Here is a 14208-nt window from a genome sequence, read left to right on the forward strand (position 1 = left end):
TGACAAGCGAGCTGAAAAAAGGGGACAGGCTTCAAACACTTTTTTTGCGCGACTGTAGCGTCACCCAGTAACGGGTGCGCATTTGCACCTCCAAGGGCAGGCTGGCGGCAAGCAACGAGAGGATGCGATCGGTGTCGTCCAGACGAAAACTGCCGGTGACGCTCAGGGCTTCAAGCTCCGGCTCCCAGCGCAGGACACCCGGTCGATAGGTATCGAGCTCGCGCAGGAAATCCCCCAGCGGCTGATTGTTCGCCATCAGCACGCCTTCGCGCCAACCGGGTTGCAACACATCAAAGCCTTGCACCGCTCCGACACCTGCCGCTTGCAAGTTGACCTGCTGGCCGGCGCGCAACGCCAGTGCCGCGCCCTGCAACGGTTGCAGCTGCACGGCGCCACTGAACACCGATATCCGGCAAGCATGGGCGTCCTGGCGGACACAGACTTCGCTTTGGCTGACGATCACTTGGCCAAAACGCGTGTGGATCGTCAACGGCGCGGTGCCCGGTACGTTCAGCGACATTTCGCCTTCTACCAACTTCACACGACGATTCGGTAAATCCACATCCACGGCGCTGGCGGTATTGAGTTGCAGGGAACTGCCGTCGGCCAGTTGCACTTTTTTGCGCTCGCCGGTGGCGGTGTGCAAATCGGCGCGCCAGACATCCAGCGGCAGTTGTCGGCTGATCAGCCACGCCGCTGGCACCAACGCCACGGCACCCAAGGCGCGCTTGAGCAATACGCGTCGCGCTGGATCGGGACGGTCGAGACTGCTCAGGGCCAGCGTCGAAGGCAGGTCGGCAAAACGCTGACGCAAGGTTTGCGCCCGCTGCCAGGCAATTTCGTGATTGGCCGAGGTCTCGCGCCATCGCTGCAAGTTCGCTCGGTCCTGCTCGGTGGCGCCGCCGGACTCCAGCAACGCCAGCCATTGCGCCGCCGCGCGAACGGCCTGACGGACATCGGGCGCGGGGCTGTTCACAGTTCCACCAACAGGCAATGTTCGTAGGCTTGCGCCATATAGCGTTTGATTGTGCGATCAGAGACCTTCAGACGCTCGGCTATTTGCTGATAGGTCAAACCTTCGAGCTGACTCCAGAGAAATGCTCGACGCACCGCTGTTGGCAATCCATCGAGCAATTCGTCCAGGGCTTGCAGGGTTTCCAGCAGAATCCAGCGCTGCTCGGGGGACGGCACGCAGTCTTCAGGTAACGATGCGAGGGCGCTCAGGTATGCCTGCTCCAGGCTGCGACGCTGGTAGAAATTGCTCAGCAGGCGCTTGCCCACCGTCAGCAGATAGGCGCGAGGCTCTTGCAGATCGGCGATCCGTTGCGAACTGGCGAGCAACCGCAGGAACGTATCCTGGCTGAGGTCGGCCGCATCGCAGGCGTTGCCCATGCGGCGTCTCAACCAGCCTTCAAGCCAGCCACGGTGATCGCGGTACAGGTCGTGAAGGGTTTGCTCCTTCGGCAGCGCTGCATCACTCATCTCAAGAAGCCCTGTGCCAAGGAGTTATCGTAAATGAGAGTGATTCTAATTAATGTAGCGGCGACGACAAGTGCTTTATGGCGCGGACATGCAGAAATATTAAGTATTGGGAGCGAAAGAGGAGGAAAGCCAAATTTCAGACACAAAAAACCCCGGTCTTTCGACCAGGGTCTTTGCTATCGACTCGAAGTAGGCGCTGAAGGCTTTCTTCGTAGCTCCAAGGCGTTCAGTGGGCCTCGGGGCAGATATGGCGCAGCGGACGGGACTCGAACCCGCGACCCCCGGCGTGACAGGCCGGTATTCTAACCGACTGAACTACCGCTGCGTATCGCTTTGGACTTGCGTCCAAGTAACTCGTCTGATTGAAAACTCAGTGGCTTTTCAATCTCGAACCAGATAAATCTGACTCGGAAAATATGGCGCAGCGGACGGGACTCGAACCCGCGACCCCCGGCGTGACAGGCCGGTATTCTAACCGACTGAACTACCGCTGCGCGTCGGTGGAGGCATTTCAGCCTACCTCTTGCTTTCGCAAGCATCTCGGAAGTGGTGGGTGATGACGGGATCGAACCGCCGACATTCTGCTTGTAAGGCAGACGCTCTCCCAGCTGAGCTAATCACCCGTTTGCATCTCCGAGGCCGCGAAATTTACGCAGGTAGCGAACCTAAGTCAATAGCAGGATTGAAGTTTTTTTCAGAAACAGCTTTTAGCGGCAAGCTTCAAGCTGCAAGAGAAGAACAGGGTTACGTATGCAGGGCTGACACCGTCCGGCCTTTACTTGCAGCTTGAAGCTTGAAGCTGCCTCTCACTGCTCGTAGATCATCTTCTTGGTCATGCCACCGTCCACCACGAACTCCTGCCCCGTGACAAAACCGGCATTCTTGGACAGCAGCCAGGCCACCATCGCTGCCACATCCTCGACCGTCCCTACCCTGCCCGCCGGATGCTGTGCATGGTCAGCATCGGTCAACGGCTCGGCACGCCGTACGGAAGGGTCGCGCGCGTCGATCCAGCCAGGGCTGACCGCATTGACCCGAATCTCCGGGCCCAGGCTGATCGCCAGCGCGTGAGTCAGGGCCAGCAGCCCGCCCTTGCTCGCCGCATAGGCTTCCGTATCAGGCTCCGACTGCCCAGCGCGGGTCGAGGCGAGGTTGACGATCGAACCGCTGTGAGCCCGCAGATACGGTGCACAGTGCTTGGCCAGCAGCATCGGTCCACTGAGGTTCACCGCCAGCACCCGATTCCAGTAAGCCAGATCGAGGCTTTCCAGGGTGATGTTGTGCGGATCGGCCACCGCCGCGTTGCACACCAGCGCATCCAGTCGCCCGAACTGCCCCAGTACCTCAGCGACACCCAACGCCACCTGCCCTTCGTTCGAGACGTCCATGGCGATGAACCAGGCGTTTTCGCCGAGCACTTTCGTCACTTTCGAACCACGAACCCGATCCAGATCCGTCAGCACCACTTGCCAGCCTTCGCTGATCAGCCAGGCCGCAATGCCCAGGCCAATGCCCCGCGCGGCACCGGTGACCAGTGCGACGCGGCCATTGGAGCCCGTTGGCGTGGACAACTCGATCACAAGGCAGCCAACCCGCGCGCCAGGTCGGCTTGCAGGTCCGCTACGTCTTCCAGACCGACCGCGACGCGGATCAGGCTGTCACGAATGCCCGCAGCCTCACGCTCTTGCGGCGCCAGACGGCCGTGGGAGGTGGTGCTCGGGTGGGTAATGGTGGTTTTGCTGTCGCCCAGGTTGGCGGTAATCGAAATCAGGCGCGTCGCGTCGATAAAGCGCCAGGCGCCCTCTTTGCCACCCTTCACTTCGAAGCTCACAACGGCGCCAAAACCTTTCTGCTGACGCAGGGCCAGTTCATGCTGCGGATGGCTCTTGAGGCCGGCGTAATGGACTTTCTCAATGCCATCCTGCTGCTCCAGCCATTCGGCCAGCTGCTGGGCGTTGGCGCAATGCGCCTTCATCCGCAGGTTCAGGGTTTCCAAGCCCTTTAGGAAGATCCAGGCGTTGAACGGGCTCAAGGTTGGCCCGGCGGTACGCAGGAAACCGACGACTTCTTTCATCTGCTCGCTGCGACCGGCCACGACACCGCCCATGCAACGACCCTGGCCGTCGATGAACTTGGTTGCCGAATGGACAACGACGTCCGCGCCCATTTTCAGCGGCTGTTGCAACGCCGGGGTGCAGAAGCAGTTGTCGACCACCAGCATCGCGCCTTTGGCGTGAGCGATTTTCGCCAGTTCGGCAATGTCTACCAACTCGGCCAGCGGGTTGGACGGCGACTCGACGAACAGCAATTTGGTGTTGGCCTTGATCGCCGCGTCCCAGCCGGACAAGTTGGCCAGCGGCACGTAATCGACTTCGACGCCGAAACGCTTGAAGTACTTCTCGAACAGGCTGATGGTCGAGCCAAACACGCTTTGCGACACCAGCACGTGATCGCCAGCGCTGCACAGGCTCATCACCACTGCCATGATCGCGGCCATGCCGGTCGCGGTGGCCACGGCCTGCTCGGCACCTTCCAGTGCGGCAATGCGCTCTTCGAAGGCGCGCACGGTCGGGTTGGTGTAGCGCGAGTAAACGTTGCCCGGCACTTCACCGGCAAAACGCGCGGCGGCGTCGGCGGCGGTGCGGAATACGTAGCTGGAAGTGAAGAACATCGGATCACCGTGTTCGCCTTCCGGCGTACGGTGCTGACCGGCACGTACGGCCAGGGTATCGAACGCTACGCCTTCGAGGTCGCTGTCCAACCGACCGGCATCCCAATCCTGACTCATGCTGTCACTCCTTTCCCTAATTCTCGTCAATTAAAAGCCAGATACAAAACCGGCCCCTCAGGGCCGGTAGAAACTCAGTTGTTGTACAGATCGATGATCGCGCTGACTGCCTGCGTCTTGACCTTGGAGGCATCGTTGCGTGCCTGCTCGATCTTGTTCAGATAAGCCTCGTCGACGTCGCCGGTGACGTACTGGCCGTCGAACACCGCGCAGTCGAACTTGTCGATCTTGATCTTGCCGCCACCGACCGCTTCGATCAAGTCAGGCAGGTCCTGATAGATCAGCCAGTCGGCGCCGATCAGATCAGCCACGTCCTGGGTCGAACGATTGTGGGCGATCAGTTCGTGGGCGCTCGGCATGTCGATGCCGTAGACGTTCGGGAAGCGAACGGCCGGCGCTGCGGAACAGAAGTAAACGTTCTTGGCGCCTGCTTCGCGAGCCATCTGGATGATCTGCTTGCAAGTAGTGCCGCGAACGATGGAATCGTCCACCAGCATCACGTTCTTGCCGCGGAATTCCAGTTCGATCGCGTTGAGCTTCTGACGTACGGATTTTTTCCGTGCAGCCTGGCCCGGCATGATGAAGGTCCGGCCGATGTAGCGGTTCTTCACGAAGCCTTCGCGGAATTTCACGCCCAGGTGGTTCGCCAGCTCCAGGGCCGCGGTGCGGCTGGTGTCCGGGATAGGGATGACCACGTCGATGTCGTGTTCAGGACGCTCGCGCAAGATCTTCTCGGCGAGCTTCTCGCCCATGCGCAGACGCGCCTTGTACACCGACACGCCGTCGATGATCGAATCCGGACGCGCCAGGTAGACGTGTTCGAAGATGCACGGGGTCAGGGACGGGTTGGTCGCGCACTGACGGGTATGCAGCTTGCCGTCTTCAGTGATGTAGACCGCTTCGCCCGGTGCCAGGTCGCGAATCAGGGTGAAACCGAGCACGTCCAGCGACACGCTTTCGGAAGCGATCATGTACTCGACGCCTTCGTCGGTGTGACGCTGGCCGAACACGATCGGGCGGATGCCGTGCGGGTCGCGGAAACCGACGATGCCGTAGCCGGTCACCATCGCCACGACCGCGTAACCGCCGACGCAACGGTTGTGCACGTCGGTGACGGCGGCGAACACGTCTTCTTCGGTTGGCTGCAACTTGCCGCGTTGGGCCAGTTCGTGTGCAAACACGTTGAGCAGCACTTCCGAGTCGGAGCTGGTGTTGACGTGGCGCAGGTCAGATTCGTAAATCTCCTTGGCCAGCTGTTCAACGTTGGTCAGGTTACCGTTGTGCGCCAGGGTGATGCCGTAAGGCGAGTTGACGTAAAACGGTTGAGCTTCGGCCGAAGTCGAGCTGCCCGCGGTCGGATAACGCACATGGCCAATGCCCATGTGGCCGACCAGACGCTGCATGTGACGCTGATGGAACACGTCACGTACCAGGCCGTTGTCCTTGCGCAGGAATAACCGGCCATCATGGCTGGTCACGATACCGGCAGCGTCCTGGCCGCGGTGCTGGAGGACGGTTAGCGCGTCATACAGCGCCTGATTGACGTTCGACTTACCGACGATACCGACGATGCCACACATGCGACGCAACCCCTACTTAATGGATCTGAACTGAACAACACTCACTGAGGCGTTTTGGCCGTCGGCAAGAGTTGCTCCTTGAACGGTATATCAGCGGGTACGCTGATACCGCTGGCAAGCCACTGACTGCTCCACCCGAGAATCAGGTTTTTGGACCAGTCTGCGACCAATAAAAATTTTGGCACGAGTTGGGACTCTTTCCACCACCCGTCCTGCTGTACCGGGCCCAGGCTCAACAGCCCGACCGCCACGACCACCAGCAACACGCCACGCGCCGCGCCGAAGGCCATGCCGAGGAATCGATCGGTCCCGGACAACCCGGTAACGCGAACCAATTCGCCGATAAGATAATTGATCATTGCGCCTACGATCAGCGTGGCGACAAACATGATGGCACAGCCCGTGATTACACGAGCCGATGGGGTCTGGATGTATCCGGCGAGGTACTCGGACAGTGAGCCACCAAACATCCAGGCAACGGCTCCTGCGATGATCCAGGTCACCAGCGACAATGCTTCTTTGACGAAGCCGCGGCTCAGACTGATCAATGCGGAGATGGCGACGATTGCAACGATCGCCCAGTCAACCCAGGTAAATGGCACAGTGCAGCCTACAGACGGATAAGGCGGCGCATTTTAGCAGAGCCCATGCTTATCGGTAAGCTGCGATTGTCAGTGCATTTCAAATCGGTGCGATAGATTTAGCCGCGTTCTGGCTGAAAGCGCACGACAAAACCCTTGAGGTTCTGCTGGCGGTTCAACAAGTCGCGCAGACGATCGGCCTCGGCGCGCTCGATCAGCGGCCCGACAAACACCCGGTTCTTGCCGTCGGCAGAGCGGATGTAGGCGTTGTAACCCTGGCTGCGCAGGGTTTTCTGCAGTTTTTCCGCACTTTCACGATTGGCCAGGCTTGCCAGTTGCACCGACCAACTGACCGACAGGCCATTGGCGTCGACACGACTCTGGGTGGTATCCGGCTTGCCCGGTGCCGCCGTGATGGGCTGGGCAGGCGCAGTAGAAGGTTTTGCGGCAAGAGCCGGCACCGGCGCTGGCGCAGGCGGCGCTACCGGTTTGGCAGTTGGCGCCGGAGCCGTTGCAGCGGGTGCACTCGGCACTGCCGGCGCTTCCTGCTGGGCAATCTCCTCATCGCTCGGAACCGGCTCCTGCGGCAGCGCTTGCGGCTCAGGGACCACCACCGGCTCGACCTGCACCTGCGGCATCGCCGGCGCTTGCGGCGCAGCCGGGGCTTCGACCGTTACCTGGCGCTGCTCATCCTGACGGGAGAACAGCATCGGCAGGAAAATCACGGCCAGCGCGACCAGAACCAGAGCGCCGACCATGCGCTGTTTGTAGGCTTTATCCAGCAATGCCATTTGCCGCTTCCTCCGTGGAGCGCCGAGCCAGCCATTCAAGGGCCTCGGCGACACAATAAAATGATCCGAACAACAGAATTTCGTCGTCGCTCGTCGCCAGCGCGCACTGCCCTTCCAGGGCGGCGGCCACGCTGTCATAAGACGTTACTGAAGCACCACGCGTTTGCAGTGCGTCGCGCAAATCGGCAACCGGTCGCGCCCGAGGTGAATCCAGCGGAGCGACGGCCCAGTGCTCGACACTAGCACTCAATTCGCCAATAACACCATCCAGATCCTTGTCCGCCAGCAACCCGAACACCGCCAGACGCCTGCCAACCGGCGGACGACTGGCCAGGCGGCGAGCCAGATACTCGGCCGCATGGGGGTTATGCCCCACATCCAGCAACAGGTTCAGACGCTTGCCCTGCCAGTCGAACTGGCGCCGATCGAGACGCCCGACCACTCGAGTGGCTTGCAGCGCCTGAACAATCTGCGTATCGACCCAGGGCAATCCGAGCAGCAGATAGGCCTGCAACGCCAGTGCCGCGTTTTCCATCGGCAGATCGAGCAACGGCAGGTCACGCAACTCGACAACACGCCCCTGAGCGTCTAGTCCGCGCCATTGCCAGTTGTGATCAGTGATGCCGAGGTCAAAATCGCGCCCACGCAGGAAAAACGGGCAGTCGAGCTCGCGCGCTTTGTCCAGCAAGGGTTGCGGAGGATTCAGGTCGCCACAGAGCGCAGGCGCGCCCTGGCGGAAGATGCCGGCCTTTTCAAAGGCCACGGACTCACGGGTATCACCGAGGTAGTCTGCGTGATCGACACCGATGCTGGTGACCAGCGCCATGTCGGCATCCACCACGTTGACCGTGTCCAGACGCCCGCCCAGACCGACTTCCAGCACCACGGCGTCGAGCGCCGACTGCTGAAACAGCCAGAACGCCGCCAGGGTGCCCATTTCGAAATAAGTCAGGGAAGTGTCGCCGCGACCGGCCTCGACCGCAGCGAAGGCCTGGCACAGCTCGGCGTCAGTGGCTTCGACGCCATTGACTTGCACCCGCTCGTTGTAGCGCAGCAGGTGCGGGGAATTGTAGACACCGACGGTCAGGCCCTGTGCCCGCAGCAATGAAGCCACGAACGCACAGGTGGAACCCTTGCCGTTGGTGCCGGTGACCGTGATCACCCGAGGCGCCGGCTTGCCCAGTCCCATGCGGGACGCTACCTGTTGCGAGCGCTCAAGGCCCATGTCGATGGCCGAGGGGTGCAACTGCTCAAGGTAGGCGAGCCACTCGCCAAGGGTACGTTCAGTCATAGGTTGGCAGGTACCGGCGGAACCACGATCGGCTCGATTGGCGCGGCGACGAATTTCGGCGTCGGCAGGCCCATCATTTGCGCCAGCAGGTTACCCAGGCGCGGACGCAGTTCCTGGCGGTGAACGATCATGTCGATCGCGCCGTGCTCCAGCAGGAACTCGCTGCGCTGGAAGCCTTCCGGCAGTTTTTCGCGCACGGTTTGCTCGATAACGCGCGGGCCGGCAAAGCCGATCAGAGCTTTCGGCTCACCGACGATCACGTCGCCCAGCATCGCCAGACTGGCGGAAACACCGCCGTAGACCGGGTCGGTCAGCACGGAGATGAACGGAATGCCTTCTTCGCGCAGACGCGCCAGCACCGCGGAGGTCTTGGCCATTTGCATCAGGGAGATCAGCGCTTCCTGCATCCGCGCACCACCGGAGGCGGAGAAGCAGATCATCGGGCAGCGTTTTTCCAGCGCGTAGTTGGCGGCGCGCACGAAGCGCTCACCGACGATGGCGCCCATCGAACCACCCATGAAGGAGAATTCGAATGCCGACACCACAACCGGCATGCCGAGCAAGGTACCGCTCATCGAGATCAGCGCGTCTTTTTCGCCGGTCTGCTTTTGCGCAGCGGTCAGGCGATCCTTGTACTTCTTGCCATCGCGGAATTTCAGACGGTCAACCGGCTCCAGGTCCGCGCCCAGTTCGCTACGGCCTTCGGCGTCGAGGAAAATGTCGATACGGGCGCGTGCGCCGATACGCATGTGGTGGTTGCACTTGGGGCAAACGTCCAGGGTCTTTTCCAGCTCCGGACGATACAGCACAGCCTCGCAAGACGGGCATTTGTGCCAAAGACCTTCAGGCACCGAGCTCTTCTTGACCTCGGAACGCATGATCGAAGGGATCAGTTTGTCTACTAACCAGTTGCTCATGCTTTCTTTCTCCAGTACCGGCGGCCCGAACGCTCTGGTTCGCAGCCCCGCGTATGCCCTTGAGCTAAATTCATGTGTGCGGCGATGATCAGTGAATGGCCGGATCAGCGAAACGTGACCTGCGTACCACCCAATAACCCTCAGCCGTTTTGTACAGAGCAGTGGACGGCGGCAGACTGCCAGCCGTCACATCCTACAAGCTACTGCGTACAGCCTTGATGAACGCCTGAATCTTTGCGTGATCCTTGATGCCCTTGCTTGCCTCTACCCCGCCGCTGACATCCACGGCGTACGGTCGAACCCGCGCCACGGCCTCGGCGACGTTATCCGGGGTCAGGCCGCCCGCCAGGATGATCGGCTTGCCCAGGCCTTGCGGTATCAATGACCAGTCGAACGCTTCACCGGTTCCCCCCGGAATACCTTCGACATAGGCGTCGAGCAAAATCCCGCTGGCGCTCGGATAGGCGTCGCAAGCCGCTGCAATGTCATCGCCCGCCTTGACCCGCAGCGCCTTGATGTACGGACGATGCCAGCCTTCGCACTCCGCCGCGCTTTCGTCGCCATGGAACTGCAACAGGTCCAGCGGCACGGCGTCGAGGATTTCCCCCAACTCACAACGGCTGGCGTTGACGAACAGCCCCACGGTGGTCACGAACGGCGGCAATGCCTTGATGATCGAGCGCGCCTGCTGGAACGTCACCGCCCGCGGGCTCTTGGCGTAAAACACAAAACCAATGGCATCGGCCCCGGCCTCGACCGCTGCCAACGCATCTTCTATGCGGGTAATCCCGCAAATCTTGCTGCGAACGGCTGACATGTCGATAAAACCCCACGGGAAATCCGAGAAAGTCCCGGATGGTAACAAAAGCGTTCGAGGGCGTCAGCCGTCAAGTTCGGTGAAACCGGTGAGGAAATGCGGGCCGATGAAACGCTCGGGCAATTCGAACTCGTCACGGTACTCGACCTGCACCAGATACAGGCCAAACGGATGCGCTGTCACCCCGCCGGAACGCCGGATTCGGCTCTCCAGCACTTCCTTCATCCACTCCACCGGACGCTCGCCGGCACCGATGGTCATCAGCACGCCGGCAATGTTGCGCACCATGTGATGCAGGAAAGCGCTGGCGCGGATATCCAGCACGATCATCTTGCCGTGACGGGTGACACGCAGGTGATGCAGTTCCTTGATCGGCGACTTGGCCTGGCACTGACCGGCGCGAAAAGCGCTGAAGTCATGGGTGCCGACCAGATATTGCGCTGCTTCGGCCATGCGCTCGACGTCCAGCGGACGGTGGTTCCAGGTGATTTCTTCGTTCAGGTGCGCCGGGCGGATCTGATCGTTGTAGATCACATAGCGATAGCGCCGCGCGATGGCCTTGAACCGCGCATGAAAATGCGCCGGCATGACTTTGGCCCAACTGACGCTGACATCGTGGGGCAAATTGATATTGGCGCCCATCACCCAGGCCTTCATCGAACGCTCGACCTGCGTGTCGAAATGCACCACCTGGCCACAGGCGTGCACACCGGCATCGGTGCGCCCGGCGCAAAGCAGCGACACGGGCGAGTCGGCGACTTTGGACAAGGCGTTTTCGAGGGTTTCCTGCACGGTGAGGACACCGGAGGCCTGGCGTTGCCAGCCGCGATAACGCGAGCCTTTGTATTCAACGCCCAACGCGATCCGGTAAAAGCCGTCAGCCGCCATTTCGGCGGCCGGGTTATCTATATTTGCCAAGGGGTGACAGCCTGCTGATGTTCGCAAAGGCGGGCATTATAAGGCCGCAGGACATGGATACCAGTACAACCGTGGGGACGGCGGTGAATGTCAGGGCCTCATCGCGGGCAAGCCCGCTCCCACAGGGATTTACGTCGCTCACATAACCTGTGGGAGTGGGCTTGCCCGCAATGGCAATTCCACAGACGCCATCGCACCACCGGAACAAACAAAAACGGCAGCCTCAATGGGCTGCCGCTTTGTTTACAACGCGTCAGTCACTCACGCCAGACGAGAAAGCATCTCCTTCGCCTCGCTCTTCTGCCCGTCATCGCCTTCGGTCACCACTTCATTGAGGATGTCCCGGGCGCCGTCGTTGTCACCCATGTCGATGTAGGCCTGGGCCAGATCGAGCTTGGTGGCGACTTCGTCGGTGCCGGACAGAAAATCGAATTCCGGCTCGTCATCCATGGAGATCAAAGCGTCGTCCGCTGTGAAAGTCGGCTCACTGATGCTGCCAGACAAGCTCTCCAACTCGGCGTTGACGTCATCCAGTTCCGACGCAAATGCATCGGGTGCGTCCATTTCGTCGGCCAGCGACAGGTCAAAGTCGGCTGGCAGCTCCAGGTCGTCCAGTGCCAACTCAGGCGCTGCGGGCGTTTCGACGACCGGCAAATCCTTCACGCCTTCATCCAGATCCAGCAGGAAGTCATCCTCAGCGAGAATCGCTGGCGACGGCTCTGCACCCAGATCCATGTCCAGATCGAAGTCCGACAGGTCGTCGAGGTTGTCCTTGTTTTCTGTCTGCTGCTGCAACACCGACCCGAAGCTCAGATCATCGTCCAGCGGGAAATCTTCCAGCTCGTCCAAAGTTGTCGGCTCAGGCTCAGGCTCCGGTGCTGGCGCAGCTGCTACCGGGGTGACGTTTTCAAGATCATCCAGGCTCAGGTCAAAAGCGCTGTCGAAGTCATCATCGCCCGGCACAGGCGCTGGCGGCTCCTCCTGCAACAGATCCTTGACGTATTGCGCGTCCAGCTCGGCTGCAGCGGCGGCTGCGGCGATCCCACCGGCAGCGACCAGTGCCATGGCCGGGAAGCGGCTTTTGAGTTTTTCGACCTGGGCGAAATTGTCACCATTGGCCACCAGTTGACGCTCTTGGGCGACGAACGCATCGCGGTCGCCTTGCTGACCGTAGACTTCCATCAATTTCAGGCGCAAATCGCTGCGCTGCGGCTCGAGCTTGATCCCCTCCTCCAGCAAAGTGGCGGCCTGATTCAGGCGACCGGCGGCAATGTGCGATTGAGCCTTGCCCAATACATCGTCGGAGTGATCGGCGGCCGGTGAGACCAACGGAGCTGCAATCGGTGGCGTCACCACAACCGGGGCAATCACCGGCGCCGGAGCTGGGGCAGGAACCGGCGCGGTGGCGAGTTTTACGCTCGGCGGCGGAACCTCCAGGCCTTCGAAGCTGCTTTCAGGCAGATCGAGATCGGCGGAGAACGGCTGATCTTCGGCCAGGGCGCGGGCCATGCGCAGATGCTTTTCGGCTTCTTGTTGAGCTTTGCGGCGACGGGCCAGCAACAGCAACAACAGCAGCAGAACCACGACCCCGCCACCCGCCAGACCCAGCAGCCATGGGTTGGTCAGCAGCTCGCGGAATTGCTGTTCGTCGGAAGCTGCCGGGGTCGGCTCGACGGGTGCCTCGGCCGGAGCCGGGGTCGCCTCCGGCGCTGCCGCCGCGGGAGCAGGAGTTGCCGGGGCCGCTTCGACTGGCGCTGTCGCAGGAGCAGGCGTCAATTCTGCCGTGATCGCCGGAGCAGTCGCAGCAGTCGCAACCTCAGCCGCCGGTGCATCCACCGTGCCTTCGGCCTGCAATTTGGCCAATTGATTGTTCTTCAGCTCGATCAGGCGCATCAGCTTTTCCTGCTGACTTTGCAGATCGGCCATGCGGCTTTTCAGCTCAGCGTTATCACGCCGGGTCGTATCCAGACTTTCCCGCGTGACCGCCAGCTTGTTGCTCAGGGCCTTGGCATCGCCAGCAGCACCTTTGCCACCCTTGCCGGACTCGGCGGACACCAGGCTCAGCTTGTCGGTCGCTGCTTGCCCCGGAGCGCCTTCTGCGCGGGCTCGCTTGGTTGCGTCGAGTTGCTGCTGCCCGGTGCCGGGCTTGGCAACATAACGACGCCCCTGACGCCATGCGGTGTTCTGCGCGGCCACTTCTGCAATGGCCTTGGGTTGCGCCAGGCTGGTAGCTTGCGCCTGATCGGGCAGACGCAGCACCTGACCGGTTTTAAGCCGGTTGATGTTGCCGTCAATAAAGGCATCAGGGTTCAACGCCTGGATCGCCAGCATGGTTTGCTGAATCGAACCGCCATTACGCGCCTTCGCGGCAATTTCCCACAGGGTATCGCGCGACGTGGTGGTGTATTCGGACGGTTTGGTCGCACCGGTGACGGGCGCGGTCGCACCTTGGGTCGGTGCAGGTTGCGCAGCCGCTTCAGCGGTTTGCGGCGAGAATTTGGACGGATCGAGCAATACGCTGTAATCGCGCAGCAGGCGACCGTTGGGCCACATCACTTGAACCAGGAATTTCACCATCGGCTCGGAGAGTGGTTTGCTGGACGTTACACGCAGGATGCTTTTGCCGCTGGCGTTCAGCACTGGAGTGAAGGTCAGGTCGTTGAGAAACGCCTGGCGGTCGACACCGGCCTTGGCGAAATCTTCAGGTGAAGCCAGGCTCGGCACCACTTCGGCAGCGGTGAGTTCCTTGACGTCGAGCAACTCGATCTCTGCCACCAACGGCTGGTTCAGCGTCGATTTCAGGGTCAGCTCCCCGAGCCCGAGGGCATGCGCCATACCGGAGGACAGCGCCGAGGCGGCCGCTATTGCTAACACCAGTTTGCGAACTTGAACCATAGCTCATCCTTAGTTTGAACATTCCTCGGCCAGCGAGAAGGTATTGATAGCCGCTGCCGTAAGGCATTGCGCGCGGCGGCGAAGATTCGTCGCGCGCGGTCGTTTCATGCATGCCCCGGAAAGCACCGCAGGGTGGCTCGCCTTCAGC

At 61.1% G+C, this 14208-nt stretch carries 12 protein-coding genes and 3 tRNA genes; all 15 read right to left on the bottom strand.

Annotated features, from left to right (window positions below):
- Nucleotides 1-31 precede the first annotated feature (31 nt).
- A complete protein-coding gene (locus KGB21_RS00710; RefSeq protein WP_223503097.1) occupies nucleotides 32-976 on the bottom strand; it encodes a FecR domain-containing protein in 945 nt (314 codons plus the stop codon).
- A complete protein-coding gene (locus KGB21_RS00715) occupies nucleotides 973-1482 on the bottom strand; it encodes a sigma-70 family RNA polymerase sigma factor (RefSeq protein ID WP_223503099.1) in 510 nt (169 codons plus the stop codon). The genes KGB21_RS00710 and KGB21_RS00715 overlap by 4 nt, the downstream gene beginning before the upstream one ends.
- 248 nt (nucleotides 1483-1730) lie before the next feature.
- Nucleotides 1731-1807: transfer RNA gene (locus KGB21_RS00720), tRNA-Asp, on the bottom strand.
- Between the two features lie 92 nt (nucleotides 1808-1899).
- Nucleotides 1900-1976: transfer RNA gene (locus KGB21_RS00725), tRNA-Asp, on the bottom strand.
- Between the two features lie 53 nt (nucleotides 1977-2029).
- Nucleotides 2030-2105, bottom strand: a tRNA-Val gene (locus KGB21_RS00730).
- A gap of 183 nt (nucleotides 2106-2288) precedes the next feature.
- The gene (locus KGB21_RS00735) at nucleotides 2289-3062 is read right to left on the bottom strand and encodes an SDR family oxidoreductase (protein WP_223503101.1); all 774 of its coding nucleotides are present in this window, start codon (nucleotides 3060-3062) and stop codon (nucleotides 2289-2291) included.
- Complete coding sequence (locus KGB21_RS00740; protein WP_034150927.1) at nucleotides 3059-4270, bottom strand: O-succinylhomoserine sulfhydrylase; 1212 nt, start codon at nucleotides 4268-4270, stop codon at nucleotides 3059-3061. Before KGB21_RS00740 ends, KGB21_RS00735 begins: the two co-directional genes overlap by 4 nt.
- A gap of 74 nt (nucleotides 4271-4344) precedes the next feature.
- On the bottom strand, nucleotides 4345-5850 hold the full coding sequence (gene purF / locus KGB21_RS00745; RefSeq protein WP_034150926.1) for an amidophosphoribosyltransferase: 1506 nt from the start codon (nucleotides 5848-5850) through the stop codon (nucleotides 4345-4347).
- A 41-nt stretch (nucleotides 5851-5891) separates the two neighbouring features.
- Nucleotides 5892-6452 (bottom strand): CvpA family protein, encoded by a 561-nt coding sequence (locus KGB21_RS00750; protein ID WP_034150925.1) that lies wholly within the window; start codon nucleotides 6450-6452, stop codon nucleotides 5892-5894.
- A gap of 98 nt (nucleotides 6453-6550) precedes the next feature.
- Entirely contained in the window at nucleotides 6551-7222 is a 672-nt protein-coding gene (locus KGB21_RS00755; RefSeq protein WP_223503103.1) for an SPOR domain-containing protein, read from the bottom strand.
- Nucleotides 7206-8513 carry a bifunctional tetrahydrofolate synthase/dihydrofolate synthase gene (folC, locus tag KGB21_RS00760; RefSeq protein ID WP_223503105.1) on the bottom strand — a complete coding sequence of 436 codons (1308 nt, stop codon included), beginning with the start codon at nucleotides 8511-8513 and terminating at the stop codon, nucleotides 7206-7208. The genes KGB21_RS00755 and folC overlap by 17 nt, the downstream gene beginning before the upstream one ends.
- Nucleotides 8510-9430: an acetyl-CoA carboxylase, carboxyltransferase subunit beta gene (gene accD / locus KGB21_RS00765; RefSeq protein ID WP_034150922.1), complete on the bottom strand. Its 921-nt coding sequence runs from the start codon at nucleotides 9428-9430 to the stop codon at nucleotides 8510-8512. The genes folC and accD overlap by 4 nt, the downstream gene beginning before the upstream one ends.
- A gap of 193 nt (nucleotides 9431-9623) precedes the next feature.
- The gene (locus KGB21_RS00770; protein ID WP_223503107.1) at nucleotides 9624-10247 is read right to left on the bottom strand and encodes a phosphoribosylanthranilate isomerase; all 624 of its coding nucleotides are present in this window, start codon (nucleotides 10245-10247) and stop codon (nucleotides 9624-9626) included.
- Between the two features lie 63 nt (nucleotides 10248-10310).
- Complete coding sequence (gene truA, locus KGB21_RS00775) at nucleotides 10311-11135, bottom strand: tRNA pseudouridine(38-40) synthase TruA (protein WP_034150920.1); 825 nt, start codon at nucleotides 11133-11135, stop codon at nucleotides 10311-10313.
- 291 nt (nucleotides 11136-11426) lie between these two features.
- A complete protein-coding gene (locus KGB21_RS00780) occupies nucleotides 11427-14060 on the bottom strand; it encodes a FimV/HubP family polar landmark protein (protein WP_223503109.1) in 2634 nt (877 codons plus the stop codon).
- Between the last annotated feature and the right edge of the window lie 148 nt (nucleotides 14061-14208).

Origin of the sequence: Pseudomonas sp. GL-RE-29 (genome assembly GCF_019947275.1) — a bacterium.
In the GTDB taxonomy this organism is placed as follows: domain Bacteria; phylum Pseudomonadota; class Gammaproteobacteria; order Pseudomonadales; family Pseudomonadaceae; genus Aquipseudomonas; species Aquipseudomonas fluorescens_A.

What these genes read in the sequence shown, in the direction of transcription:
- KGB21_RS00740 (WP_034150927.1), bottom strand. Translation starts at nt 4,270, where the DNA reads ATGAGTCAGGATTGGGATGCCGGTCGGTTGGACAGCGACCTCGAAGGC.
- KGB21_RS00755 (WP_223503103.1), bottom strand. Translation starts at nt 7,222, where the DNA reads ATGGCATTGCTGGATAAAGCCTACAAACAGCGCATGGTCGGCGCTCTG.
- KGB21_RS00715 (WP_223503099.1), bottom strand. Translation starts at nt 1,482, where the DNA reads ATGAGTGATGCAGCGCTGCCGAAGGAGCAAACCCTTCACGACCTGTAC.
- KGB21_RS00780 (WP_223503109.1), bottom strand. Translation starts at nt 14,060, where the DNA reads ATGGTTCAAGTTCGCAAACTGGTGTTAGCAATAGCGGCCGCCTCGGCG.
- folC (WP_223503105.1), bottom strand. Translation starts at nt 8,513, where the DNA reads ATGACTGAACGTACCCTTGGCGAGTGGCTCGCCTACCTTGAGCAGTTG.
- accD (WP_034150922.1), bottom strand. Translation starts at nt 9,430, where the DNA reads ATGAGCAACTGGTTAGTAGACAAACTGATCCCTTCGATCATGCGTTCC.
- purF (WP_034150926.1), bottom strand. Translation starts at nt 5,850, where the DNA reads ATGTGTGGCATCGTCGGTATCGTCGGTAAGTCGAACGTCAATCAGGCG.
- KGB21_RS00770 (WP_223503107.1), bottom strand. Translation starts at nt 10,247, where the DNA reads ATGTCAGCCGTTCGCAGCAAGATTTGCGGGATTACCCGCATAGAAGAT.
- truA (WP_034150920.1), bottom strand. Translation starts at nt 11,135, where the DNA reads ATGGCGGCTGACGGCTTTTACCGGATCGCGTTGGGCGTTGAATACAAA.